The sequence below is a fragment of the Pseudomonas sp. NPDC098740 genome, assembly GCF_044760065.1.
GTDB lineage: Bacteria > Pseudomonadota > Gammaproteobacteria > Pseudomonadales > Pseudomonadaceae > Aquipseudomonas > Aquipseudomonas rossensis.
In genome coordinates, this window is sequence record NZ_JBIWAM010000015.1 from 86,762 (window position 1) to 107,919 (window position 21,158).

General features: G+C 56.7%; 30 protein-coding genes and 1 pseudogene. 9 read left to right on the forward strand and 22 right to left on the reverse strand.

Annotated elements, in window-relative coordinates; all coding sequences use genetic code 11:
* Nucleotides 1-97: 97 nt before the first annotated feature.
* Entirely contained in the window at nt 98-415 is a 318-nt protein-coding gene (locus tag ACIQU2_RS19230; RefSeq protein ID WP_403143342.1) for a hypothetical protein, read from the reverse strand.
* Between the two features lie 128 nt (nt 416-543).
* Nucleotides 544-903: a hypothetical protein gene (locus ACIQU2_RS19235; protein ID WP_403143344.1), complete on the reverse strand. Its 360-nt coding sequence runs from the start codon at nt 901-903 to the stop codon at nt 544-546.
* 166 nt (nt 904-1,069) lie between these two features.
* On the opposite strand from ACIQU2_RS19235, the gene ACIQU2_RS19240 reads away from it, so the two are divergent.
* The 3 genes from ACIQU2_RS19240 (at nt 1,070) to ACIQU2_RS19250 (ending at nt 3,477) form a co-directional block, all read left to right on the forward strand.
* The gene (locus ACIQU2_RS19240; protein WP_403143347.1) at nt 1,070-1,699 is read left to right on the forward strand and encodes a DUF3885 domain-containing protein; all 630 of its coding nucleotides are present in this window, start codon (nt 1,070-1,072) and stop codon (nt 1,697-1,699) included.
* A 331-nt stretch (nt 1,700-2,030) separates the two neighbouring features.
* The gene (locus ACIQU2_RS19245; RefSeq protein ID WP_403143349.1) at nt 2,031-2,306 is read left to right on the forward strand and encodes a hypothetical protein; all 276 of its coding nucleotides are present in this window, start codon (nt 2,031-2,033) and stop codon (nt 2,304-2,306) included.
* Between the two features lie 625 nt (nt 2,307-2,931).
* Nucleotides 2,932-3,477, forward strand: coding sequence for a DUF2867 domain-containing protein (locus ACIQU2_RS19250; protein WP_403143351.1), 546 nt, complete (start codon nt 2,932-2,934; stop codon nt 3,475-3,477).
* A 255-nt stretch (nt 3,478-3,732) separates the two neighbouring features.
* Here the strand turns inward: ACIQU2_RS19250 and ACIQU2_RS19255 are convergent, their stop codons facing one another.
* Entirely contained in the window at nt 3,733-4,734 is a 1,002-nt protein-coding gene (locus tag ACIQU2_RS19255; RefSeq protein WP_403143353.1) for a hypothetical protein, read from the reverse strand.
* A 580-nt stretch (nt 4,735-5,314) separates the two neighbouring features.
* Between ACIQU2_RS19255 and ACIQU2_RS19260 the strand changes: the two genes are divergently transcribed.
* The gene (locus ACIQU2_RS19260) at nt 5,315-5,515 is read left to right on the forward strand and encodes a hypothetical protein (protein WP_347806479.1); all 201 of its coding nucleotides are present in this window, start codon (nt 5,315-5,317) and stop codon (nt 5,513-5,515) included.
* A gap of 1 nt (nt 5,516) precedes the next feature.
* Here ACIQU2_RS19260 and ACIQU2_RS19265 read toward each other — a convergent pair.
* The 3 genes and pseudogenes from ACIQU2_RS19265 to ACIQU2_RS19275 form a co-directional block, all read right to left on the reverse strand.
* Nucleotides 5,517-5,672: pseudogene (locus ACIQU2_RS19265) on the reverse strand (site-specific integrase); the annotation flags it as partial.
* 309 nt (nt 5,673-5,981) lie between these two features.
* Nucleotides 5,982-6,191 (reverse strand): hypothetical protein, encoded by a 210-nt coding sequence (locus tag ACIQU2_RS19270; RefSeq protein WP_347805628.1) that lies wholly within the window; start codon nt 6,189-6,191, stop codon nt 5,982-5,984.
* A gap of 159 nt (nt 6,192-6,350) precedes the next feature.
* Nucleotides 6,351-7,187 carry an NAD(P)H-binding protein gene (locus ACIQU2_RS19275; RefSeq protein ID WP_403143358.1) on the reverse strand — a complete coding sequence of 279 codons (837 nt, stop codon included), beginning with the start codon at nt 7,185-7,187 and terminating at the stop codon, nt 6,351-6,353.
* Between the two features lie 180 nt (nt 7,188-7,367).
* Between ACIQU2_RS19275 and ACIQU2_RS19280 the strand changes: the two genes are divergently transcribed.
* Nucleotides 7,368-8,054 (forward strand): TetR/AcrR family transcriptional regulator, encoded by a 687-nt coding sequence (locus ACIQU2_RS19280; protein ID WP_403143361.1) that lies wholly within the window; start codon nt 7,368-7,370, stop codon nt 8,052-8,054.
* Here the strand turns inward: ACIQU2_RS19280 and ACIQU2_RS19285 are convergent.
* From ACIQU2_RS19285 to ACIQU2_RS19320, 8 genes are all read right to left on the reverse strand, one after another.
* Complete coding sequence (locus ACIQU2_RS19285; protein WP_046047412.1) at nt 8,051-8,335, reverse strand: hypothetical protein; 285 nt, start codon at nt 8,333-8,335, stop codon at nt 8,051-8,053. The two genes, ACIQU2_RS19280 and ACIQU2_RS19285, sit on opposite strands and share 4 nt — an antisense overlap.
* Nucleotides 8,336-8,642: 307 nt before the next feature.
* Complete coding sequence (locus ACIQU2_RS19290; RefSeq protein ID WP_010460746.1) at nt 8,643-8,873, reverse strand: hypothetical protein; 231 nt, start codon at nt 8,871-8,873, stop codon at nt 8,643-8,645.
* Nucleotides 8,874-8,998: 125 nt separating this feature from the next.
* Nucleotides 8,999-9,220 (reverse strand): hypothetical protein, encoded by a 222-nt coding sequence (locus ACIQU2_RS19295; protein WP_347805625.1) that lies wholly within the window; start codon nt 9,218-9,220, stop codon nt 8,999-9,001.
* A 72-nt stretch (nt 9,221-9,292) separates the two neighbouring features.
* Nucleotides 9,293-10,333 (reverse strand): DNA topoisomerase IB, encoded by a 1,041-nt coding sequence (locus ACIQU2_RS19300; protein ID WP_347805624.1) that lies wholly within the window; start codon nt 10,331-10,333, stop codon nt 9,293-9,295.
* A gap of 74 nt (nt 10,334-10,407) precedes the next feature.
* Nucleotides 10,408-11,487, reverse strand: a complete 1,080-nt coding sequence (modC, locus tag ACIQU2_RS19305; protein ID WP_403143363.1) for a molybdenum ABC transporter ATP-binding protein — start codon at nt 11,485-11,487, stop codon at nt 10,408-10,410.
* Nucleotides 11,488-11,490: 3 nt separating this feature from the next.
* On the reverse strand, nt 11,491-12,171 hold the full coding sequence (modB, locus tag ACIQU2_RS19310) for a molybdate ABC transporter permease subunit (protein ID WP_403143365.1): 681 nt from the start codon (nt 12,169-12,171) through the stop codon (nt 11,491-11,493).
* Entirely contained in the window at nt 12,172-12,939 is a 768-nt protein-coding gene (gene modA / locus ACIQU2_RS19315) for a molybdate ABC transporter substrate-binding protein (RefSeq protein ID WP_403143366.1), read from the reverse strand.
* Nucleotides 12,940-13,075: 136 nt separating this feature from the next.
* Nucleotides 13,076-14,140: an NAD(P)H-dependent flavin oxidoreductase gene (locus tag ACIQU2_RS19320; protein WP_403143368.1), complete on the reverse strand. Its 1,065-nt coding sequence runs from the start codon at nt 14,138-14,140 to the stop codon at nt 13,076-13,078.
* A 188-nt stretch (nt 14,141-14,328) separates the two neighbouring features.
* On the opposite strand from ACIQU2_RS19320, the gene ACIQU2_RS19325 reads away from it, so the two are divergent.
* Nucleotides 14,329-15,312: an MDR family oxidoreductase gene (locus ACIQU2_RS19325; protein WP_403143370.1), complete on the forward strand. Its 984-nt coding sequence runs from the start codon at nt 14,329-14,331 to the stop codon at nt 15,310-15,312.
* 52 nt (nt 15,313-15,364) lie between these two features.
* Nucleotides 15,365-15,853, forward strand: a complete 489-nt coding sequence (locus ACIQU2_RS19330) for a GyrI-like domain-containing protein (RefSeq protein WP_403143371.1) — start codon at nt 15,365-15,367, stop codon at nt 15,851-15,853.
* Here the strand turns inward: ACIQU2_RS19330 and ada are convergent.
* The 6 genes from ada to ACIQU2_RS19360 form a co-directional block, all read right to left on the reverse strand.
* A complete protein-coding gene (gene ada / locus ACIQU2_RS19335; protein ID WP_403143433.1) occupies nt 15,817-16,890 on the reverse strand; it encodes a bifunctional DNA-binding transcriptional regulator/O6-methylguanine-DNA methyltransferase Ada in 1,074 nt (357 codons plus the stop codon). The genes ACIQU2_RS19330 and ada overlap by 37 nt on opposite strands.
* Nucleotides 16,891-16,977: 87 nt before the next feature.
* Nucleotides 16,978-17,658, reverse strand: a complete 681-nt coding sequence (alkB, locus tag ACIQU2_RS19340; RefSeq protein ID WP_347805617.1) for a DNA oxidative demethylase AlkB — start codon at nt 17,656-17,658, stop codon at nt 16,978-16,980.
* Entirely contained in the window at nt 17,648-18,352 is a 705-nt protein-coding gene (locus ACIQU2_RS19345; RefSeq protein ID WP_347805616.1) for a 2OG-Fe(II) oxygenase, read from the reverse strand. Before ACIQU2_RS19345 ends, alkB begins: the two co-directional genes overlap by 11 nt.
* The gene (locus ACIQU2_RS19350; RefSeq protein WP_403143373.1) at nt 18,349-18,855 is read right to left on the reverse strand and encodes a methylated-DNA--[protein]-cysteine S-methyltransferase; all 507 of its coding nucleotides are present in this window, start codon (nt 18,853-18,855) and stop codon (nt 18,349-18,351) included. The genes ACIQU2_RS19345 and ACIQU2_RS19350 overlap by 4 nt, the downstream gene beginning before the upstream one ends.
* A 126-nt stretch (nt 18,856-18,981) precedes the next feature.
* The gene (locus ACIQU2_RS19355) at nt 18,982-19,158 is read right to left on the reverse strand and encodes a hypothetical protein (protein ID WP_283184154.1); all 177 of its coding nucleotides are present in this window, start codon (nt 19,156-19,158) and stop codon (nt 18,982-18,984) included.
* Between the two features lie 29 nt (nt 19,159-19,187).
* Complete coding sequence (locus ACIQU2_RS19360) at nt 19,188-19,490, reverse strand: DUF1883 domain-containing protein (RefSeq protein WP_282375786.1); 303 nt, start codon at nt 19,488-19,490, stop codon at nt 19,188-19,190.
* 212 nt (nt 19,491-19,702) lie between these two features.
* Between ACIQU2_RS19360 and ACIQU2_RS19365 the strand changes: the two genes are divergently transcribed.
* A complete protein-coding gene (locus ACIQU2_RS19365; protein WP_347805614.1) occupies nt 19,703-20,059 on the forward strand; it encodes a hypothetical protein in 357 nt (118 codons plus the stop codon).
* A gap of 72 nt (nt 20,060-20,131) precedes the next feature.
* A complete protein-coding gene (locus ACIQU2_RS19370) occupies nt 20,132-20,362 on the forward strand; it encodes a hypothetical protein (protein ID WP_347805613.1) in 231 nt (76 codons plus the stop codon).
* 12 nt (nt 20,363-20,374) lie between these two features.
* Here the strand turns inward: ACIQU2_RS19370 and ACIQU2_RS19375 are convergent, their stop codons facing one another.
* Together ACIQU2_RS19375 and ACIQU2_RS19380 are read right to left on the reverse strand one after the other, a co-directional pair.
* Nucleotides 20,375-20,656, reverse strand: coding sequence for a hypothetical protein (locus tag ACIQU2_RS19375; protein ID WP_123365041.1), 282 nt, complete (start codon nt 20,654-20,656; stop codon nt 20,375-20,377).
* A 138-nt stretch (nt 20,657-20,794) separates the two neighbouring features.
* Nucleotides 20,795-20,983: a hypothetical protein gene (locus ACIQU2_RS19380; protein ID WP_033055162.1), complete on the reverse strand. Its 189-nt coding sequence runs from the start codon at nt 20,981-20,983 to the stop codon at nt 20,795-20,797.
* Nucleotides 20,984-21,158 lie beyond the last annotated feature (175 nt).

Consider the following 21,158-nt stretch of genomic DNA (forward strand, 5'->3'; position numbering starts at 1 on the left):
ACGTTGATTCCGTACGTTGCACTATCCGACTAACGACGTTCAGGCCTCCCCGAGGGCTGCCCGCGTTGAGCGGGCATCGGAAATCATCCGAACTAATTCAGGCACCTGATTCAGGGTCACTCGCAGGCAACCCGCGAGCCTCCTTATCGTTTTCGTCCTGGTCGTTCATCTGTGGGTCGTTGTCTGGGTTATCGACGTGGCTGTTCGTACCAGCTTTTGGATGCTCACTCGATACCGAATTAGTAGCATCCACATCAGCCACATCAGCCATATCTGCATCGACAGGAGCTTCATCGTCGGTCGGTAATGGAACTTCGTACTGGTTCCAGCTCGGGTCGTGGCCAGTTTCGTTGTCCGTAGTGCGTGTTTCGCGTTGCTGCGATTTATTGCCTGGTGCGTTCTCGTTAATTTCCATGGTGGCTCTCCGACCTAATGCGCGTGATTTCCGTGCTTAAACATGAGAAGCGGTCGTGCGCTGCAAGTGCCTACCATCGGACAGACGGCGAACACAAAAAACCCGGCTTGCTGGCCGGGCTTTCTCTCCTATCGCATATCGTCTGATAGCGGTGTTATTTCATCTGCCTCTGGTGTAGTCCTCTCACCAGGTTCTTTCCAGTCTTCTGGGCGATCATCGCTGGGTTTTGTTAACGGATCGTATTTATTCGGATCGTCTGGATCTAGCGTCGGCTCATCTGAACCTGACTCAGGCTTGGATGGAACAGAACCTTGTGTTTGGTCTTGAAAACTCGAATCGGAAGACATACCCACCTCACCAATGAGGTCCAGCTTTTCTGGGCCGTAATAGTTTGAAGTTGGCAGGTGAAAAGTGTGCGACTGAGCAGATGAGCGGGCAGTAAAAAGCCGTTTGGGGTTGCACGGAATTGCCCCCAACTGCATCATCACTGACCAGTCATTTGCATCGGACTTGACCAGCGCACATGGGAATGACGATCGGCAGAGAACGGCCAACAGCGGACGCTCGCGGCTTAGCTCACATCTTACGTATACAGTAATATCCGTCTGCACCGCCCAAGCTATGGAGTCGGGCTATTAGCCATGAAGGGATCAAGTGAATCTACAACTTGAAATTGAGAGGATCTTTGGGGGTAAAGCATTTGCCAGACCACTTTTCTATTCCTATCCAGGAGGTCTGCGTTTTGAGCTCTCTGAAACTGGTGGAGTAATTGAGCAATTTCTAACAGCAATACGAAAATCAATAAAGATCTGCAGCGATATCTTCCTTGATGATGCGACGCTTGTTGCTTGTCTGCGCATTCATTCTGGCAGCAACCGATTTGCTCATCGGCCCGTGATTCACGCTCTTCGATCTGCCGGCATTAACATACCCACGGAATGCTCAGTCTGGAGTGAGGAGATAGATCCGGAGGAATGGTTTTGCGAAAGTGAGCCGGAGTATTGGATCAACATCGCATTTGAAGCGCCTGCGACTCTGCTTCAAGCATTTCTTTGGTGTGCTTTGGCTAAGGATTTTTCCGCAATTCAGCCTAAACCCAACTGCGCTTTATACCTCTTCAATTTGAAGAAGCACGTCATGGTTTTTCCCTACGACGACAGAGGTATGGATGTGGTTGGCCCCAACAAAGAGCTGCTTTCACAGCTGTATCGTCAGCATCATACATACCTGTTGGATTACGACCGACACACGATGGACACCATATTCGCAGAGCCTGCGCGCTAGCGTCATTGCTTACATTGGAGCTGAAACCGTGCCCACACCCCACAGGGCCACCGTCTCCTTTGGGTCGATTCTGTTGAAAAAGTCTGGATTGCTTTCCACGGCAGAAAAGTACGCGCCTGAGATTGAAATCCTTGCTTTCAGCAAAGGCTTCCGGACTCGGATTTCACGTAGCAGCGTGCAATAGAGGTGTTTTCATCCATCAATTCGAGTGGTTTGGGCAAACCGACTTTTTCAACAGAATCGGTCGATTGCGGTCCTTCGGGACAGGCAGCTATCGGCCAGAAGCGGACGGTCGCGTTATATTCACTCTAGAGGAGGCACAAGGGGGCTGATGTCAAACCTATCGATTCTCAGTCGGCTGGAGGACTCGCTGGCAGCCTACAGCAATGGAACGTTGGCTCGCGGTGTCTTCATAGCCTTCCTTAGCAACAGCATTTGTGCGCTGGAAGGTGTACCGCTCAGCGTTACCCATGAACTTCGAGAACATGAATACGCCATCGAGATGGAAGGTTATTTTGACGACGAAGGGTTCGAGTCCCAGCAAAATTTAGCTCAAGAAAGCCTGTTTGACTGGATACAGGAGCTCAAGCGTATTTACGGAGCCTAAGGTCTAGAACGCGATGAGGTCGTGTCCCGAATACGATGCAGCTTCCCCGCTGTATTCCTATCGACGCGGCTCTCGTGTCAGCTGTTAATCTCGCGGCCACTTTTTTTAATCTCATGCTTTATAAAGCAGCGCTTAGGTTGACCGACCTAAGCCTTAGAACAACGCAAGCGTTCACATCGTTTCCAGGCCGACAGTGGCCAGCCTCGGCCGGCTAGCTCCAAATCTATCGACCGCTCCTAACGGCTGCTATGGGTCGTTTCTTACCTCTCGCGACGGGCCAAAAACGGCCAAAAGCGGCCGGCGAGTACCAACAAGAGTCGGAGATCAGTGGGGCGTTCGGTTGCGTTTATTAAGCCAGGGGCTATTCAATGCTACGCTTCCTGTGATTCGTACTCGAACCCTCATCTAGGGCCAAAAAATGACAGCACTGAGGTTCTTTTTCGTGAAGTACAGATATCGCCTCAAGTCGTCGCTCGATAGCGAGTCCTGGTCCGAAGGCACAAGGCCGATTCGGGCGGATGGCCAATAAGATGCCAATTACAGTGCTAGGCAAATGCTCCCGCAGGAGATGCCAGATCATGTGGTGGAAATTTTAGACCTCAGAAACGAACCATAGGCCGCATACATGTCAACCGAACACCATCAAGCAACATCTGTGTCGCTTCCTCCGGAGTCGGCGATTGCTAAAGCCTACGCATCGATGACTCTCGCCGACGCTTACTCGATCGAGCTTCCCACCGGAGCGTCAACCAATCCCGAATTGTTGGCGAGGTTCATCTTCGCTCACCAAGCGCCTTGGGTCAGCAGCCTCTTAACGGTTCGAGACGCGCTCGTAGCCGGTTTCGGCCTCAAGACAGCTAAGCATCTCGCATCACTGGATGCGGAGAGCGGAGCGGGCCGACTCGGCATCTTTAAGATCTACAGCACAAGTCCAACTGAAGTTGTTCTTGGAGAAGACGACAAGCACCTGGACTTCAGGCTCTCTGTTCTGTGTTCCGGTCAGTCGTCGCCGGGAGCTAAACGTCACTTGACTCTGTCGACCGTTGTTCATTGCCACAATCGCTTAGGTCGTCTCTATATTTTTCTCATTGCCCCGTTTCATCGCTTAGTCGTTCAGTCCAATCTTCGTAGTGCGGCACGGATCGGCTGGCCGTCGGCGACGGAGGCGTAAGCCAAAGTCCAAATCATCATGCGCGGCCAACTGAGGTCTAACCCTTCCCTCAACTCGGACCGCAACCGAAGACTGCCGCTGCGCGGCATAGGTTGCGGCCTGTTAGCTCGGCTTTGAACGACAGCTTCCGGGAAGCATGACCGACGGCAAAGGGTCGAAAGCGGTCACCGACTCACAGGCCGGTGCTTTGGAGGAATGACCGCTTTGCGTTGCAAAAAAGTGCACAGCGGGTCAAGTGTGACCTGTAGCATCTTGTTAGCTTTTTCTGTCACTAATGCTTCTTTTATATTTTTCGAGAAGATGTTTGTCATTTGCTTTCGCATATAATCGTCTTATAGCGTCGTCCGTAATAGAGGTTTTCCCACACTTCGTTCCGTACAACCCATAGGGCACGACCGCTTGTTTCTGTTCAAAGTCGCGAAGGATTAAACGTGTTTTTTCCAAAGCACTCAAATATTTTCCAGCAATCGCGACAAGATCACGCGATCTTATATCTGAGATTATGTATCGGTGGATAACGCGATTTCTCGAATTATAGAGCTCATTCAAACTATCGACAGTCTCCACATCAATTACTTGAAATTTTAAAGCATCATCGAAGACTTTTCTCTCCGATATGCCCTTTTCACCATCTGCCTGGAAAAGGTATCTAATTTCGATATTGTCTGTCTTTTCCTCCAGCTGTTTTGCAATTATCAAGCTCAACCTTAAATGCGCATCTATTTGATTTGCTGCAATCGCAATGATCTCAATGAATGCCATAGCGTCAATTGCTGAGTAAAGAAGATCATATGACGCTGCAAGAGCCCCTGTAAATCGATCAAACTTATCGAGGTCTGCAGCCAGTTTACGATCACTCTCGGGGACTATTACGACCGAATTCAGAATTTTATTCACGATTGCAAGCTGTTCGGCAATCCTCTTGTCGCCTTCAAGGCCTACATCGTAGATATACTTACCTATCAATGCTTGATCATAATAAGCGCCGAAAAACAGATGTGTGCAAAACTCGGAGTTATCTTCCCTTGACTCGTTCCAGCTTAGTTTTCTGACTCCGTTGGGATTGGCTTTGGCAATTCTGGGAGCAAGTTCGTTCAACGGATAGCAACTCAGCTGAAAGCAGCCTAACGGGTCTTCATAAGGTTGAAACCCGTAAGGCGACTTCTCTTCATAGTCGCTAAGGCCTGAATTAAGGTACTGCCAATCGATTGGGACTTGAATTAAAAGTATTCCGTTGGGCTCAGTCCAGTGTTTCATGCATGCCTGCCATATCGCATTCTAGTCGCTCCAAAATAACAAACTTAACAGTTGGGAGACAGAAATGTCCTGGATCTTTCGGGCACTTCTGTCGCATGGCATGTGCCCTTTTGGGCGATTGCAGTCTTTGACGACCGGTACATTGAATTCCGCCCTATGTTCAATCGGCCCCCACACCTGGCGCAGGTGTGGGGGCCTTTTTTGGCGACCGTGTAAACTACTCCCCACCGTGCTGGTCTACCATTCCCATACTGTCTGGTCGATGCATTCGGCCCACTTCTTCGAACAGGGAGCACCCTTCATGTCGTAAGTCTATGAGGGCTTGGCTACCGTCGCCGTGATCGCCCGCTACCTGGGGCAGGCACCGATTGAGCTGACGACGCTCGAATGTCCGGTACGCTTGAGCGATGCCGACTCTGGGCGAGCCCGCATTGAACTGCAGCAGTATCTACAAGGATCCAAGGCGGCCAACCTGCCGCGGATGATCCCGCCTGACGGGCACATGGTGCAGGGGTAAATAATCGACGCCTGCAACGAACCGGGTGGCGGCTGGCTGCTGATCAATGTCGGGCAATTCGAGTTGACGCCTGAGCCGCCGGCCAACGTCAACTCGGTTCGCCTGGTGGCCAGGATCGCGGGCGGCCCCGATTGGGGGGTGTCGATTCGCCTGGGCGGCAGCGGCGCACGCTGGGTGCCGGTGCGCTCAAGACGTGAGCCGTTGCGCACCTGGTCCAGCTTGACCGCGGTATGGCGCTTTGCCGAAAGCGTCGGCCTGAGTTGATTCAGTGTAGAGCTGTAACCGGTGACAGTTTCAGGGCCAGTTGCAGCATGCCCACCACGTCCGGTCCGTCCTCATTGATGCAGGTTCCGTAGTGCTTACGGATCATGTTGCCGTTGGTATGGCCCACCTGATCGGCGATCCAGCTAGCAAAAGCCATTTCTACAGACCGACGTCCGTCCGTCTTGCCTTCGAATGCGGGATCCCTGCAGCCCGATTTCTTTCCGCAATTTATTTTGAGGTGCTGGTTTTACTATCCTAGAACGAAGGGAAAATGTATGCGGTGCGGAAAAATGCTACCTCTAAGCTTATGATTTATAAGTAGAAAATCATGGACTTAAAATCCCCCGCTCGTAAGGGCGTGCCGGTTCGATTCCGGCTTCGGCACCATCTTAAATCAAGGGTTTGCGGGCGAAAGCTGATGCAAACCCTTGTTTGTTTCTGGTCCGCTATTTTGAGTCGGCCACGGCTATTGATCCCGGCCGCTAGCCCCTGGATTAGCGCCGCGTCGATCTTCGCCAGAAGGGTTGCCGGTATCGACGAGCCTTCTCTCTACCAAGACATTTTGAAGGGCCTGACGGGCTGCCGGATCGAGCTGATGCTGTCTTTCTTTGAGTTCAAGCAAGATAGGGCTGGACCAAGTGCGATAGGTTTTCTCAGCAATACGAATAGGTGTCATCTGTCTCCTCCTTGATCAAGGCCCGCCAACGCAGCCGGCGCCATTTCGATTCGATAGAACCCTAGTCGAGAAATCTGTTTGCCGCCAAAAATGGCAGGGTGCTGGGGGGCACTACGCTGGTGCCGTTATTGGGTTCGTGATGGAATGCAATACTCGATTTCATCCCTCATTTGCCCAGACGCCCGTAGCAGCCGTGCGCCGTACATAGTCGGAAAAGTCCCGCGCCGGCCGACCCAGCGCACGCTGCACTCCATCGGCAACCGGTGTATTGCGGCCATCAAGCACGGTGGTGAAGAGATACAGCACCAGGTCGATCAGTTGTGCAGGAAGTTCTTCCTGTCCCAACGCCTGACGATAAGCCTCCGGTGGCACTGCGGCGAAACGGATTGCGCGTTTTGTCGCACGGGCGATTTCATCAGCGGCTTCGGCAAAAGTCAGCGCTCGTGGGCCCGTCAGTTCATAGAGTGGCCCTGAGTGCTCTGATTTGGTCAGCGCCTCGACCGCGATCTCGGCGATGTCTTCTGCGTCGATGAAGGGCTCTGCGATATGACCGACGGGGAGGGCCAATTCCCCCTGAAGGATAGGCTCCAGGAAGTGCGCCTCGCTGAAATTCTGGAAGAACCAGCTGGCCCGCAGGATTGTCCAGTCGACTCCGCTGTTCTGGATGACGCGTTCGGCCTGTTCCGCTTCGACCTCGCCGCGCCCTGACAGCAGCACCAGTTTGCTGACGCCGCTTTTGACTGCCTGATCGGTGAATGCCTGAACCGTTTCGAGCGCGCCGGGGACAGCGAGGTCTGGTTGAAAGGAGAGGTAGACCGCGTGAATGCCCTCAAGGGCTGCTTCCCAGGACGCTCGATCTTCCCAATCGAAGGGTGGGGTCGCCACGCGGGAACCCAGACGCACAGACCGGCCGGCAGCTTCCAGTCGTTGGGCAACTCGCCGACCGGTTTTGCCAGTCGCGCCGAGAATCAGGATGTTCTCTTGATTGGTTTTCATCGCGTTCACCTCCATCGGATTAATGTGAGTAGTACTCATGTTAAAAAGATGATAAACGCTCACGTTATGCCGTCAATCAACAGAACTGAAGAAACCGACGTATGGAGGCTCCCTATTGGGCGCGCTGACGGGCGGTGCTAAGGTGAGGCTATGTCATGTTCTTGAACGGGAAGCACGCCAGTGTCCAGGAAAACCCCTGAGGGGCCCGAGCCGCTTGTTTCAGAGCCGACTCGGCGCACCCCCACGCAACAACGCAGTCGAGAGCGGCAGGAGCGAATTCTGGCCGTGGCAACTCAGCTGATCGAGACCAAGGGCAGCGATCAATTAAAAATGAGTGTAATTGCCGAGCGTTCAGAGATATCGATCGGATCTCTTTATCAATACTTTCCCGACAAGAGTTCGGTGATTCGGATGTTGGCCGAGCGCTATAACGCCGAAAGCCGTCGCTGTATCGAAGAGGCGTTGGGTGCAGTCGAGGACGCGCAAGGATTGCAAGCAGCCTATTCGGATCTGCTCGATCAGTATTACGAGATCGTTTTTGCTACACCGGCGATGCGTGATATCTGGTCCGGGATGCAGGCGGACAAACAGCTCATGGAGTTGGAACTGCAGGAGAGTCGTATTGCGGGCGGGTTATTGGCCGACGCGATGCTTCGAGTATTCCCCGACAGCAATGCGTTGCGGGTTCGGGAATCTGCGTTTCTGATCTGGCATTTGGGGGAGGCGACCATGCGGCTGGCCATCTCATGTGCACCCCAGGAGGGGCGTGGTCTGGTCGAAGCCTTCAAGCGCATGTCGTTGCTGGAAATCATGGCGCCAGCGGCCGGATCGAGTGAATTCGATTCAGCCGCTGATGCTGTCAGCTAAACGAAAGGCTGACCGGTAAAACCACGAGGCAATCGTTGCAGTCCTTCCATGGCGGTGAGCCGTTCGACCCAAGCCGCACGCCAGTCATTGGCGGTGTGCGTAACTTTGGCTTTGCGTGCGGCGCGGCGGGCAGCGTTGCGCTGGTCTTTGCGCGCATCCTTGAACGCGTCGGTGTTGCGGCAGCTTCTGCATTTCACTCGGGTCAGTTCGCTGGTTGAAACGAGTTTGCTGCCTTTGTGACCGCAGGCCAAATGCCCGCCAACTTTGAAGTGAGTAACCATCAGACGTCTCCTTCGTTGCGTGTAATGGTTTGACCTCCAGCGTACGGCGACGTTCGTTGCCTGATTAATGGGCAAAAAAAGGCCCGCATGCGGGCGGGCCAGGGGATTCTTCAAAGGAGTCCGGTCAATGTAGAGCCTGAGATGTGAACGCAGTGTGAAACAGACTGCGCAGCCATAAAAAAGCCCAGCGCCAGGCTAGGTTGGGGATGTAGCAGGAAGCGCTCAGGCAAGGACGCACCCGGTGACGATAAAGTCGCCGTTCATGCGTCCTGAATCAGGCCGTGTCCTTGAGGATGTCCAGATCGAATCATCTGAACCGCGGCAGGGGCGGGTCGACAGGTTTGAGCGAAGACAGCGTATTGCGAATCAGTGGCGCGTCCTTCTCGATGTCGTTCAGCCGATCACGGATTCTGAGGGCCGTCGGGTGCCCGCCTTGATGATCGACCCAGTCGGCGATTTCCTTGCACGCCGCTGCAAGGCGAGCCTGACGGGAGTCGAGCAGGGTGAGCAGAGTGGTGATGGACTCTTTTTCGGACATGGCAAACACCTCCGTTCAAGAAACCTGTAATTGGCAGCAAAAAGCCCGCGGGGAGCGAGCTTTCTGCCGATGGGGTCGCTGTTCCTTCAGCTTTTTCAGTATAGACCCCTAAAAGGCAGGTGACCTTAGCCTTGTCGGGCCGTCACTTGCGACCTGGAATTGAGCTGCCAGCATTCACGCAAGGCGTCTTCTTCACGATCGAAACCGTCACCGATGAAGCCGCGGGTTCGAGTATCGGCGATGCGATACCAGACGGCGGCGTCGGGTGGTGGATGATCGGGTTCTCCGGCCCGGCGACCATGGATGATGATCTTGTTGCATCGCTTCACAACGAAAATGTCTTCCATGGCGTCACCGCAGCTAATTCAGTTCACATCAACTATAGAAGCCATTGGCGATCGTGCAAAAAAATAGACAGGTCAGTTCGTCGCCTCAGCCATTGCGACCCTCCTCTCCAAAAACACCGCCAGCCCGACTTCCTCTGCCCTGAGCCCTTTGCGCGCTCGCGGTCTGGGCAGCTCAGCCAACGCACCCAAAAGAAAACCATCGAGCACCGCCGGGTGGATGTAGCACTTGCGGCAGACGGCCGGGGTGTTGCCCAGTTGTTTGGCAACGTTCTTGACCATCTCCACCACATGCCGTTTGGCGTCCGACTCGGGCTCCCACTGCAGTTCCCGCAAAACCGCCAACGCCAACGCGCTGCCGGCCCAGGTGCGGTAGTCCTTGGCTGTGAAGTCGGCACCGGTGAGGGTTTGCAGGTAGGCGTTGACGTCGGAGGAACTGACGGTGTGTCGCTCACCGTTTTCATCCAGGTACTGAAACAGGTTTTGCCCGGGAATTTCCAGGCAGCGTTTGATAATCCGCGCCAGGCGTCGGTCTTTCACGGTGATCTGATGCTCGACGCCGCTCTTGCCGCGGAACTGGAACAGGATCGCGCTGCCGTTGACCTCGACGTGACGGTTGCGCAGGGTGGTCAAACCGTAGGAGCGGTTGTCCCGAGCGTACTGGGTGTTGCCGACCCGGATCAGCGTCGCATCGAGCAATGTGATGACCGTGGCCATGACCTTGTCCCGGCTAAAACCGGGAGCCGCCAACAGTGTTTCAAGCTGTTTGCGCAGTTTCGGCAGGGCCAGGCCGAAGTCTCGTAGGCGCGAGTATTTGTCGGCATCGCGCACTTCTCGCCAGCGTGGGTGATAACGGTATTGCTTTCGACCTCTGGCATCACGACCGGTAGCTTGCAGATGGCCGCGCGGGTCTGCGCAGATCCACACATCGGTGTAGGCCGGGGGCACGGCGAGGGCATTGATGCGTTTTATCTCGTCTTGATCGGTAATGCGCTGACCCGCAGGGTCGTGATAGCAGAACTTGCCGCGCAGTTTCTTGCGGGTGATGCCGGGCTGGGTGTCATCGACGTAATGCAGGTCGGATGGCAGCACATCGGACAGCGCGGTATCGGGCATGGCGGTAGTCCTGGCAATGGATCAGGGGCCGTTACAGCCATTGACCGCACGCCATTGCAGTCGTGCCAGCGGATTTATGCCAGCACTGCTACCGCCTTGATCTGTGCCCAGAGTGGCTGGCCGGGGTGCACGCCCAATTGGTCCCGGGAGTAGCGGGTGATCCGAGCCAGCAGCGGTGTGCCGCCAGCGTCCAGACGGATCAGTACGTGGGCGGCGTTGTCCGCCCCCATTTCACTGATCACGGTGACCGGCAGGCGATTGAGGATGCTGCTTTGCTCGACGCTTTGCAGGCTCAGGCTGACATCCCGCGCCTGAACCTTGCAGCGCAGTGTCTGCCCCAGGGCCATCGGTGAGTGAGCCACTCGAATGTTCAGGGTCGTGTCGGGCAGTTGCAGAGTCAGCAACTGGTAGTCGGCGTCATGGGCACTGACGTGGCCCTCGATCACCACGCCGGCGTCGTCGCCCAGCGCCAAGGGCAGGTCGAGACGGGCCAGCGTTTCGCCTATAGGGCCGCTGGCCAGCGCCTTGCCGTTGCTGAGCAGAACGAGGTGGTCGGCTAACCGCGCGACTTCATCCTGTGAGTGGCTGACGTACAGCACCGGGATGTCCAGTTCATCGTGCAGTCGCTGCAGGTAAGGCAGGATTTCGTTTTTACGCTGGCTATCCAATGCCGCCAGCGGCTCGTCCATCAGCAATAGTTTCGGGCTGGTAAGCAGGGCGCGCGCGATGCCGACCCGCTGCCGTTCCCCGCCGGAAAGGTGCTGCGGATGGCGATCCAGCAAATGGCCGATCCCGAGCAATTCAGTCGCGTGAGCCATGTCGACCCGGCGCTGTTGGCGAGGAATACGCTTGAGGCCGAACTCCAGATTGGCCCGCACCGACAGATGGGGAAACAGGCTGGCTTCCTGGAAGACGTAACCCAACGCACGTTTGTGTGGCGGCACGAAAATCTTCTTGTCGCTGTCCTGCCAGACTTCATCGTTGACCTGGACGAATCCCTGCTCGGCCTTCTCCAGGCCAGCAATGCAGCGCAGGCAGGTGGTCTTGCCCGAACCGGAATGACCGTAAAGTGCAGTGACTCCGCGGCCGGGCAATTGCAGATCCACTTCCAGGGCGAACCCTGAATACCTCAGTTTTAAACGCGTATGAATCATCGATCAGCTCCAGCCCGCTTTGGTTTTACGGCTGGAGTAGAGCGCCAGCAACACAATAAAGGAGAACACCAGCATCGCTCCGGCCAGCCAATGGGCTTGGGCGTATTCCATGGCTTCGACGTGATCATAGATCTGCACCGAGACCACGCGGGTTTTATCGGGAATGTTGCCGCCGATCATCAGTACCACGCCGAATTCACCCACGGTGTGGGCGAAACCGAGAATGGCGGCGGTGATGAAACCGGGGCGGGCCAGCGGCAGGATCACGCTGAAAAACGTGTCCCAGGGATTGGCGCGTAAGGTCGCGGCCACTTCCAAGGGGCGAGTGCCGATGGCAGAAAAAGCGTTTTGCAGGGGCTGGACCACGAACGGCATCGAGTAGAGCACCGAGCCGATCACTAACCCTGCAAAACTGAAAGTCAGGGTGCCGAGTCCCAGTGACTGGGTGAAGTGGCCGATAAACCCGTTAGGGCCGAGCGCCAGCAACAGATAAAAGCCAATCACCGTCGGCGGCAGCACCAGGGGCAGGGCGACGATCGCCCCGACCGGGCCGCGCAACCACGAGCGGGTGCGCGACAGCCATAATGCAATCGGAGTGCCGATGACCAGCAGGATGACTGTCGTCAGCGACGCCAGTTTCAGGGTCAGCCAGATGGCGGAAAAGTCGGCACTCGATAGCGTCATTTAGAGTTGGTAACCGTAGGATTTGATGACAGCGGCGGCTTTCGGGCCTTTGAGGTACTCAACCAGCGCCTTGGCAGCCGGGTTGTCCTTGCCCTTGTTGAGAATTACCGCATCTTGTTTGATCGGGTCGTGCATGTCGGCTGGAACGATCCAGGCCGAGCCGCCGGTGACTTTGCCGTCTTTGTAGATCTGCGACAAGGCCACAAAACCCAGTTCGGCGTTGCCGGTGGAAACGAATTGATAGGCCTGGGTGATGTTCTGGCCTTCAACGATCTTGGCTTTGACCTGGTCGGACAGGCCCAGCTTGGCCAGTACCTGAGTGGCGGCCAGACCGTAAGGCGCCGCTTTCGGGTTGGCGATGGACAGGTGCTGGTATTCGTTCTTTTTCAGCACTTCGCCCTTGGCATCGACATAACCTTCCTTGGTCGACCACAGCGCCAGGGTGCCGATGGCGTAGGTGAAGCGCGAGCCTTTGACGGTGTCGCCTTCGGTTTCGAGTTTTTGCGGGGTGGTGTCATCCGCCGAGAGGAACACTTCGAACGGTGCGCCGTTCTTGATCTGGGTGTAGAACTGGCCGGTGGCACCAAAGGAGGTGACCAGTTTATGCCCGGTGTCTTTTTCGAAATCGGCGGCGATCGCCTGAATGGGTGCAGTGAAGTTGGCGGCGACGGCAACCTGGACTTCGTCCGCCTGGGCGGACCCGAAAGCGAACACTGCAAGCAGGGTTGCCAGGCAGGTGGGGGCAAAACGTGAGGCACGAATGGTCATGAAACGGCTCCGTTGTAGGCAAGTGCAGCGAGGGGGCAAACGCTATATAGCGGAATATATAGCGAAATGCCCGCAAACGGAATGTGTCGGATGCGCGTTGTTGAGGTCGCGCATGTCCCTGCTACACGGACGTGTCTTACCGACGAACCAACTTGGCCAATCCTTCATCAGCCAAGCGCCGGGTCAGTTCAGCCGTGGTCATTTCAACGCCCAGCGTGAATGCCTGGCCCGCCCAGAGATTGCTGAAATCTGCTTCCCCCTTGGCCCGCAACGGCATCAGCGCACCACCCGCCAGCGGGAAGGCCGGTGCTTTGGCGCTCATGGGCCCGAGTTCGCGCATCACCCTATTGAGAATTCCACGCGCCGGGCGTCCGGTGAAAATGTTAGTGACGGCTGTCTCACTTTCCTTGGCGGTGCGCAACGCCTTGTGATGAGACGCGCTGACCTTGGCCTCTGGCGTGAACAAGTACGCCGTGCCCACTTGCACCGCCGAAGCCCCCAACAGGAACGCTGCCGCGACGCCTCGTGCATCGGCAATCCCGCCGGCAGCAATCACCGGCACTTTCACGGCATCAACGATCTGCGGCACCAACGCAAAGATCCCCACCTGGCTGCTCAGATCATCACTGAGAAACATGCCCCGATGGCCACCGGCTTCATACCCCATGGCAATGATTGCGTCACAACCGTGCTGCTCGAGCCAAATGGCTTCTTCGACGGTGGTGGCCGAGGAGAGCACTTTCGCCCCAGTGGCTTTCACGCGATCCAGCAGGGACTTTTCCGGCAGGCCGAAGTGGAAACTCACGACTTCGGGGCGAAACTCTTCGATCACTTCGCAGGCTGCGCTATCGAACGGCGCTCGATTGGACACCGGCGTCGGCGCGTCGAAGTCCACGCCAAGTTCCCGGTAGTAGGGTTCCAGCAGATTCTTCCAGTCTTGAGCGCGTTGCTCATCGGCGGCGGGTGGCTGATGGCAGAAGTAGTTGACGTTGATCGGGCGCTGAGTGTGTTGGCGAATCGTTTTCAGCTCCTCGCGTAACTGATCGATGCTCAACATGGCGGCGGGCATCGAGCCCAGGCCGCCGGCGTTACTGGCTGCAATAACCATGGCCGTACCGGTCGCGCCGGCCATGGGCGCCTGGATGATCGGCAGTTCAATGCCGAGCAGGTCAAGAATGCGAGTGTCTGGCCATTTGCTCATTTGCAGGGTTCTCCGACGTCATAACAGGGCAGGGACGGTAGGACCATTTTTGTATCAGCAATGACTGATACAAGGCCAGTCGAGTTTTCAGTTCGTGTGCCACTCTTGGCTTAAAGTCGAGTACGGTGAAATGTTGCTATGTGTTATTTCAACTGCACCAAATTGAGTGATTTCATCTGGAGGCAGCAATGTTCCAAGGCATTTTGATCGACAAGGACGACAGCGGTTACCGGGCCACACTGCAAGAGATCAATGACGATCAACTGCCCGAAGGCGATGTGACTGTGCGTGTGGCGTACAGCACGCTGAACTTCAAGGATGGCCTGGCGATCACCGGCAGCAGCCCGGTGGTGCGAAAATTCCCGATGGTGCCGGGGATCGATCTGGCAGGCACTGTCGAAGTCAGTGGGCATCCGGACTACAAGGTCGGTGATCAGGTCGTACTCAATGGCTGGGGAGTTGGCGAAGGACATTGGGGCGGACTGGCGCAGAAGGCTCGCTTGAATGGCGACTGGTTGATTCCGCTACCCAAGGAGTTCACTGCGGCGCAAGCGATGGCCATCGGCACGGCGGGTTACACGGCGATGCTGAGCATCCTGGCGCTGGAACATAATGGCGTGACGCCTGAGCAGGGCGACGTATTGGTCACCGGCGCCAATGGCGGTGTAGGCAGTTTCGCCATCGCACTGCTGAGCAAGCTCGGCTATCGGGTGGTCGCGTCCACCGGCCGAACCTTCGAGCACGATTACCTCAAGCAACTGGGCGCCAGCGAAATCATCGACCGCGCCACGCTGTCCGAACCGGGCAAGCCCTTGGCCAAGGAGCGTTGGGTGGCGGTCATCGACTCGGTCGGCAGCCACACCCTGGCCAATGCCTGTGCCAGCACGAAGGCCAACGGCACTGTCGCCGCGTGTGGCCTGGCGCAAGGCATGGACTTCCCGGCTTCAGTCGCCCCGTTCATTTTGCGCGGTGTGACCCTGGCCGGGATCAACAGCGTGACTCAGCCCAAAGCCAAGCGGATACTGGCCTGGAATCGTCTGGCCAAGGATCTCGACTTCACCTTGTTGCCGCTGATCAGCCACGAAATCGGCTTGAGCGAAGTGATCGAGGCTGCACCGCGATTACTCGCCGGCCAATTGCGTGGTCGGGTGGTGGTCGACGTCAATCGTTGACTGTCTCACCGCCAATCAAACAGACAAACGACAGAGACAAGGACTATCGACCATGGATGTAAAGCAGCGTGAAGTGCGGCCCTTTAGCGTCTCGGGCCTGCAAGTGCGCACCTGCAATGCCGCAGAGCAGCAACCAGACACGGCGCGCATCGGCCCGATGTGGGAACAATTTTTCGTTGAGGGAATCTTCGACAAGATCGCCCACAAGCAGCCGGATTCCTTTGTATACGGCGTCTATTCCAACTACGAGTCCGACGCTTCGGGCCACTTCGATGTGACCGCGGGGGTGGCGGTCACCGCGCCCTCCCAGGACTTTCCGCAGATTCAGGTGGAGGGAGGCGATTACCTGGTGTTCAGCGCCAAAGGGGCGATGCCGGACAGCGTCATTCAGACTTGGGGCCTGATCTGGGCCTACTTTAAGGACAACCCGCAGGTTTGCCGCACGTTCGCCACAGACTTCGAGGTCTATACCAGCCCGGATTCAGTGTCGGTCTATATCGGCATTCAGGATTCAGACGGGTTTTCGCGTTCAAGCAACTGACGCTTGCGTTCCACACCCCAGCGATAGCCCGACAAGTTGCCGTCGCTGCGCACCACGCGGTGGCACGGAATCGCCACCGCCAGATTGTTCGCGCCGCAGGCTTGGGCCACGGCGCGCATCGCTTTTGGCGCGCCGATTCGTTGAGCGATATCGGCGTAGCTGGCGGTGCAACCGGCGGGAATCTCCCGCAGGGCTTGCCAGACCCGTTCTTGAAAAGCGGTGCCACGAATATCCAGCGGCAAGTCCAGGCCAAGGGCCGGCGCTTCGATAAAACCAACAACCTTGGCGATCAGTTGCTCGAACTCTTGGTCGGCGCCAATCAGATTCGCGCGTCGAAACTTGTCCTGCAGATCGCAGACCAGTTGGTGCGGGTCATTGCCCAGCAGGATCGCGCAAACACCACGCTCACTCTGCGCTACCAGAATCGCCCCCAGGGAACATTGGCCGACAGCAAAATGAATGTCGTTGTTCTGACCGGCGGCGCGGTAATCACCGGGTTTCATGCCCAATAGTTGATCGGCGGATTCATAGAAACGGCTGTTGGAGTTGAAGCCGGCGTCATACAGCGCGTCGGTCACCGAGTCTCCGTCCGCGAGGCGCTCACGGACCCTGCGTGAACGATGGGCCGCGGCGTAACCCTTGGGCGTCAGACCGGTAACCGCTTTGAACACACGATGGAAGTGAAAGCTACTGAGGCCCGCAGCAACAGCCAGTTCGCTCAGGACAGGCAGATTCTCCGCGGTTTCGATCTGGCGGCAAGCGGCCGCCACGGTCGCAGCATGTTGCGCGGCGATGTCGCTTTGATCCTTCGCGGCTCGTTTGCTAGGGCGATAACCCGCGGCTTGCGCCTGCTCGGCCGTGTCGAAGAATTCGACGTTCTGCGGTTTCGGCAAACGCGCCAGGCTGCTGGGGCGGCAGTAAATACCGGTGGTTTTCACCGCATACACAAACTGTCCGTCTGCCCGGGGATCACGCGCGACGACGGCGGCCCAGCGCGGATCGTTCTCGGTGGCAATCTTTGTCGAATGGCTTGTCATGGCTTCATGTCCGTTGATCCGTTTCATGCAGATTAACCAGCCGACGGGGTCGCTGCACCCCGGGTCTTGCGGTCGAATTCGAAGGCTTCATCCGGCGGTACGAAAGGTGAAGTTGATCCGTTGTTCGCCCAGTAGCGGGTGTTGGCCGTCCTTGATCGGCAAGACCCCGTGATAACGCAAACGATCCACGCCACCCCAGACCACGATGTCGCCATGGAGCAGCGGCACCCGCTGGCTTTTATCGCTGCGTTCGAAGCCGCCGAACAGGAACATCGCCGGTAATCCCAGGGACACTGAAACGATGGGCGCTGCGTAGGAAACTTCGTCTTTGTCCTGGTGCAACGACATCTTGGCCCCGGGAACGTAACGGTTGATCAGGCAGGAATCAGGCACGAAATCCGCGAACCCTGCTTCCCGCGCCGCCGCTTGTGCCAATTCGAGAAACACCTCGGGCAATTTCGGCCAGGGTTTCCCGGTCAGCGGATCATTGCGGGTATAACGGTAACCGCTGCGGTCGGTGGTCCAGCCCAGCACGCCGCAACTGCTCAAGGCGACAGACATGGTAAAGCCCCCGGGCGTGATCATCTGCCGAAACGGTGCCGCCGCCAGAACTGCGTCCAGTGCGGGCAGCAACTGATCCAGCCAGGGCAGGGCAAAGCCTCTGAGGACGCAGGACTGTTCGCCGATACGATCGAGCCTGGGTTGCTGCTCGGGTTCCGCGTCGGCAAACAAGTCGAAGGTGATCGGGTTCATGGGGTCATAACGCATCGTGAAAGATGATTCCAAGGGTATGCCGTTTTCCGCTGTGCAGGCGACTCACGCCGTGGCGCAGGGTGACTCGGTAATAGCCACGAACGCCTTTGACCGGCCGTTGGTTGACGGCAAAGATCAGCGCGTCACCTTTCTTCAGGCCAATGACCTGGGGGCGCGACTGCATCCGTGGGCGCTGTTCCGTCAGCACGAACTCGCCGCCGGTGAAGTCGTCGTCCGGCTCTGACAGCAGAATCGCCACTTGCAGCGGGAAGACGTGTTCGCCGTACAGGTCCTGATGCAAGCAGTTGTAGTCCTGCGGTCCATATTGCAGCAACAGTGGCGTCGGGCGTTCCTGACCGGCGGCATGGCAGCGTTCGAGGAACGCTTCATGCGCTTCAGGGAAACGGGTCGGCAGGTCCATGTGCTCGTACCAGCGATTGGCAATGGGCACCAATCGAGGATAGAGCGCACTGCGCAAACGGGCGACGATATCCGGCAGCGGGTACCTGAAGTATTTGTACTCGCCACGACCAAAGCCGTGACGAGCCATGACCACTTGCGAGCGAAACGGCTCGGGGCGGGCATACAAAGCGCTGATTTCATCGCACGTCTTGTGGCTTAAAAGCGACCTGATGATCGCGCAGCCATCCTGATCGAGTTGCTGTTCCAGCATGACCCAGTCCAGTCCGTCGAGAAATTGCGCACTCATCGCTGCGCCTCACGCTCCAGCAGTTGCCGTTTGCGCTCCAGCCCCCAGCGGTAGCCGCCGAGGCTGCCATCCTGACGCAGCACTCGATGGCACGGCACGATAACCGCCAGCGGGTTTGCTCCGCAGGCATTGGCCACTGCCCGAAAAGCCGTGGGTTGACCCAGTTGTCGCGCGATATCCAGATAGCTGGCGGTTTCACCCACCGGTATGTGTCGAAGGGCATCCCAGACTCGCCGTTGAAAAACGCTGCCTGTCAGATCCAGCGGCAAATCCAGGGTGGTGCGCGGGTCTTCGAGGTGGCGCAGGGTTTGCTCCAGCGCAGGCATCAAGCCTTCATCGCGCTGCGGTGCTTGTTGGCCGGGGAAGCGTTGCGAAAGATCGCGTTCCAGCATTGCCAGATCATCACCGATCAGCAGCGCACACAAACCCGCGGCGCTGAATGCGAGCAGCAAGACGCCAAGGCTGGAAGTGCCACTGATGAAGCGAATCGAGGAAGTAGACATGTTCTGACTCCTTAACCAAAGGTTGAGGTGGCCAGTCTAGGGAGCGGGGACTTCGTTAACACTCCGGCGCTTGCGGTTGAATTCCAGAGGCAGGAGCAGACGTCCATGTTGTCGCTCCGGATCCCGTTACAGCGCTTTGCTGACGCTTATTTCGCTGATGACGTCGTCGCCCTGGCCATGAATGACGTCCAGCGCGGCCTTGGCTTCTTCTTCGGTGCCGTTTTCAAGCTGGGCAAATTCGAAGCGACGCTCACCATTGAGTTTGTATTTGATGACGTACTTGGTCGTTTGGGCCACGGTCATACCTGCTTGTCTTCGTGTTTGGGTGTCACTCAGCTCAGTTTCGTGCTGGAGCGGCGGATGATCTTGATGGTGTGAGTCAGGGTCGGTGTGCGAGTCACGCTGATCGGCCGGCGGTTGACCGTGTCGATGGTGATGTTCCAGAAACCGGTGCTTGGCGCAGTAATACGGGCCGGGAAGGTGTCGAATGCTCCACCATGGTAAGTGTGGCGGCCGCCATTCTTGAAGCTGCGGAAATTGGCGTCGTTCATCAAGCGGATATTGCATGTTTGGGAGCATTGAATGACGACGATGTCGTCTTCGTTGAGGTGCTCGCGCTGGTGGATAAATTTCATGAGGCGCCTCCAGAAGGGCTTTTTCTACAAAATCAAAACGATAGCATGTGCGATTGGCGCAGTTTATCAGCCCGAACGGGTTATTATCCGGTCGTCGAGGTCTGCTTTGACAATTAAAAACAGTTATACGGAATTCTATGAGCGATAAACGCAGCAAGCCTCGGAGAAAAACAGCATTTGTACTGTCGGAGTGTCTTTATCGGAGGTGTTGTATGAAGTGGGGTGTGCTGTTTCTGCCTATGGCGATAGCGATGAGTGGTTGCGCGAATGTCTCGGAGATCAATGAGTCGCTGCCGACCATGAGCGTGATTTCAGGCAAGAAGCCTCATGAGTACGCGCAATGCCTCACCGAGAAACTGGCCAGCAGCCGGGGAGCCCTGCAAGTCGAGCCGCAGAAGGACGGTGTGCGAGTCATCGTGCCGCAGAAGTTCTCCTCGGGGCCGGCCGCGGTATTTGATATCGAAGACCGCTCCACTGGCAGCAGCATCAAGTTGCATGAGCGCATCTCCAATGTGCCGTTGCGCCCAATGGATGTACGCAATGCCGCTACTGCGTGCATTTCCGGCTGATAGACTGTCGCGAGTCAGCACCGATGCCGCCAAAGCAGCGCTTTGGCGGCATTGTCATTTCTGGAGTCGAGCATGAAGCGAGAGCAGGTACGGGAGTGCCATGCAGAGGGTCACATTTCTGCCACCCACGTGATCCAAAATCCGGCAAATTCGGGAGAATGGATCGTGTTTTTCAAGAAGAGCGCCGGGCGCAGTTATTTTCTGGTCGATGATAACGATGAAGTCGAATCCTTCAATCGTCTCGACGATTTGATCGAGACGGTGCGCGGCCTCGGGATCAAGTTCGCCGAAATTCACATGTAGGGCAGGGGCGCCTTACTTGCACACCACCACGACGTTGCGGTTCTTGTAGTTGCCGACGTCGACACCCAGGGTCTTGTCGCTTTCCTTGGTCGAAGGTGTTCCATCGGTACCGACGATTCGATAGCCGGTGCCGGCGCAAGAGGCATCGGCTTTTTCGTAGCAGGTGGCCCAGGAATTGGCTTCCCCGGAGCAGTCGATCGCCAGGCCTTGCTCGCCGTTGTTCAGGTAGGTCGTTTCGGAAGTGGCGCAGCCGCTCAGGGCCAGTGCCGCGATCAGTGGCAAAAATTTATTCATGTCGTTGTCGTCGTCAGGATGAAGGGGCTGAGCCTGTGACAGCGCAGGCATCAAAAGGTTATAGCGAATGGCCACTTGGTTGCAGGCAATCACAAAAAAGCCCTGCGCGAGCAGGGCTTGGGTCGAGTCGGGTGCTTCTCAGGACTTGTCCTTGCCGCGACGCTTCGGGGCTGGGTGTTCGAGCTCCAATACGGATGCTACTTCAATCGCCAACGCCTCGGTCGGGAAAGGCCCGGCAATATTCTCGCCGCTGGCACTGTCTACCCACCACTGGCCGTCTTTCGCCTGATTGATCAGGAACCCGTTGACACTTTTTGCTACCGACATCTATCTGCCTCGTTGACTGGTTCAATCGCGCAATGATAGCGCCAAATGCACTCAACCGGTGCTGATGGTGTAGGGTTGTGCGATTCGCGGCCGTGCAGATCTGGTGGGCTGTGCTATCTATAAAGGCTGCGGAGCTATCTCGGGAACTATCCGCGAGAATATTTCTCTATGATGG

Bases quoted from the DNA above. Each gene is read 5' to 3' on its own strand.
- modC (WP_403143363.1), bottom strand. From the start codon at position 11,487: ATGATTCATACGCGTTTAAAACTGAGGTATTCAGGGTTCGCCCTGGAA.
- ACIQU2_RS19275 (WP_403143358.1), bottom strand. From the start codon at position 7,187: ATGAAAACCAATCAAGAGAACATCCTGATTCTCGGCGCGACTGGCAAA.
- ACIQU2_RS19255 (WP_403143353.1), bottom strand. From the start codon at position 4,734: ATGAAACACTGGACTGAGCCCAACGGAATACTTTTAATTCAAGTCCCA.
- ACIQU2_RS19350 (WP_403143373.1), bottom strand. From the start codon at position 18,855: ATGTCTACTTCCTCGATTCGCTTCATCAGTGGCACTTCCAGCCTTGGC.
- ACIQU2_RS19300 (WP_347805624.1), bottom strand. From the start codon at position 10,333: ATGCCCGATACCGCGCTGTCCGATGTGCTGCCATCCGACCTGCATTAC.
- ACIQU2_RS19360 (WP_282375786.1), bottom strand. From the start codon at position 19,490: ATGAAATTTATCCACCAGCGCGAGCACCTCAACGAAGACGACATCGTC.
- ACIQU2_RS19375 (WP_123365041.1), bottom strand. From the start codon at position 20,656: ATGAATAAATTTTTGCCACTGATCGCGGCACTGGCCCTGAGCGGCTGC.
- ACIQU2_RS19285 (WP_046047412.1), bottom strand. From the start codon at position 8,335: ATGGTTACTCACTTCAAAGTTGGCGGGCATTTGGCCTGCGGTCACAAA.
- ada (WP_403143433.1), bottom strand. From the start codon at position 16,890: ATGACAAGCCATTCGACAAAGATTGCCACCGAGAACGATCCGCGCTGG.
- modA (WP_403143366.1), bottom strand. From the start codon at position 12,939: ATGACCATTCGTGCCTCACGTTTTGCCCCCACCTGCCTGGCAACCCTG.
- alkB (WP_347805617.1), bottom strand. From the start codon at position 17,658: ATGCGTTATGACCCCATGAACCCGATCACCTTCGACTTGTTTGCCGAC.
- ACIQU2_RS19370 (WP_347805613.1), top strand. From the start codon at position 20,132: ATGAAGCGAGAGCAGGTACGGGAGTGCCATGCAGAGGGTCACATTTCT.
- ACIQU2_RS19345 (WP_347805616.1), bottom strand. From the start codon at position 18,352: ATGAGTGCGCAATTTCTCGACGGACTGGACTGGGTCATGCTGGAACAG.
- ACIQU2_RS19250 (WP_403143351.1), top strand. From the start codon at position 2,932: ATGTCAACCGAACACCATCAAGCAACATCTGTGTCGCTTCCTCCGGAG.
- ACIQU2_RS19245 (WP_403143349.1), top strand. From the start codon at position 2,031: ATGTCAAACCTATCGATTCTCAGTCGGCTGGAGGACTCGCTGGCAGCC.
- ACIQU2_RS19325 (WP_403143370.1), top strand. From the start codon at position 14,329: ATGTTCCAAGGCATTTTGATCGACAAGGACGACAGCGGTTACCGGGCC.
- modB (WP_403143365.1), bottom strand. From the start codon at position 12,171: ATGACGCTATCGAGTGCCGACTTTTCCGCCATCTGGCTGACCCTGAAA.
- ACIQU2_RS19355 (WP_283184154.1), bottom strand. From the start codon at position 19,158: ATGACCGTGGCCCAAACGACCAAGTACGTCATCAAATACAAACTCAAT.
- ACIQU2_RS19320 (WP_403143368.1), bottom strand. From the start codon at position 14,140: ATGAGCAAATGGCCAGACACTCGCATTCTTGACCTGCTCGGCATTGAA.
- ACIQU2_RS19230 (WP_403143342.1), bottom strand. From the start codon at position 415: ATGGAAATTAACGAGAACGCACCAGGCAATAAATCGCAGCAACGCGAA.
- ACIQU2_RS19330 (WP_403143371.1), top strand. From the start codon at position 15,365: ATGGATGTAAAGCAGCGTGAAGTGCGGCCCTTTAGCGTCTCGGGCCTG.
- ACIQU2_RS19290 (WP_010460746.1), bottom strand. From the start codon at position 8,873: ATGTCCGAAAAAGAGTCCATCACCACTCTGCTCACCCTGCTCGACTCC.
- ACIQU2_RS19380 (WP_033055162.1), bottom strand. From the start codon at position 20,983: ATGTCGGTAGCAAAAAGTGTCAACGGGTTCCTGATCAATCAGGCGAAA.
- ACIQU2_RS19295 (WP_347805625.1), bottom strand. From the start codon at position 9,220: ATGGAAGACATTTTCGTTGTGAAGCGATGCAACAAGATCATCATCCAT.
- ACIQU2_RS19365 (WP_347805614.1), top strand. From the start codon at position 19,703: ATGAAGTGGGGTGTGCTGTTTCTGCCTATGGCGATAGCGATGAGTGGT.
- ACIQU2_RS19270 (WP_347805628.1), bottom strand. From the start codon at position 6,191: ATGACACCTATTCGTATTGCTGAGAAAACCTATCGCACTTGGTCCAGC.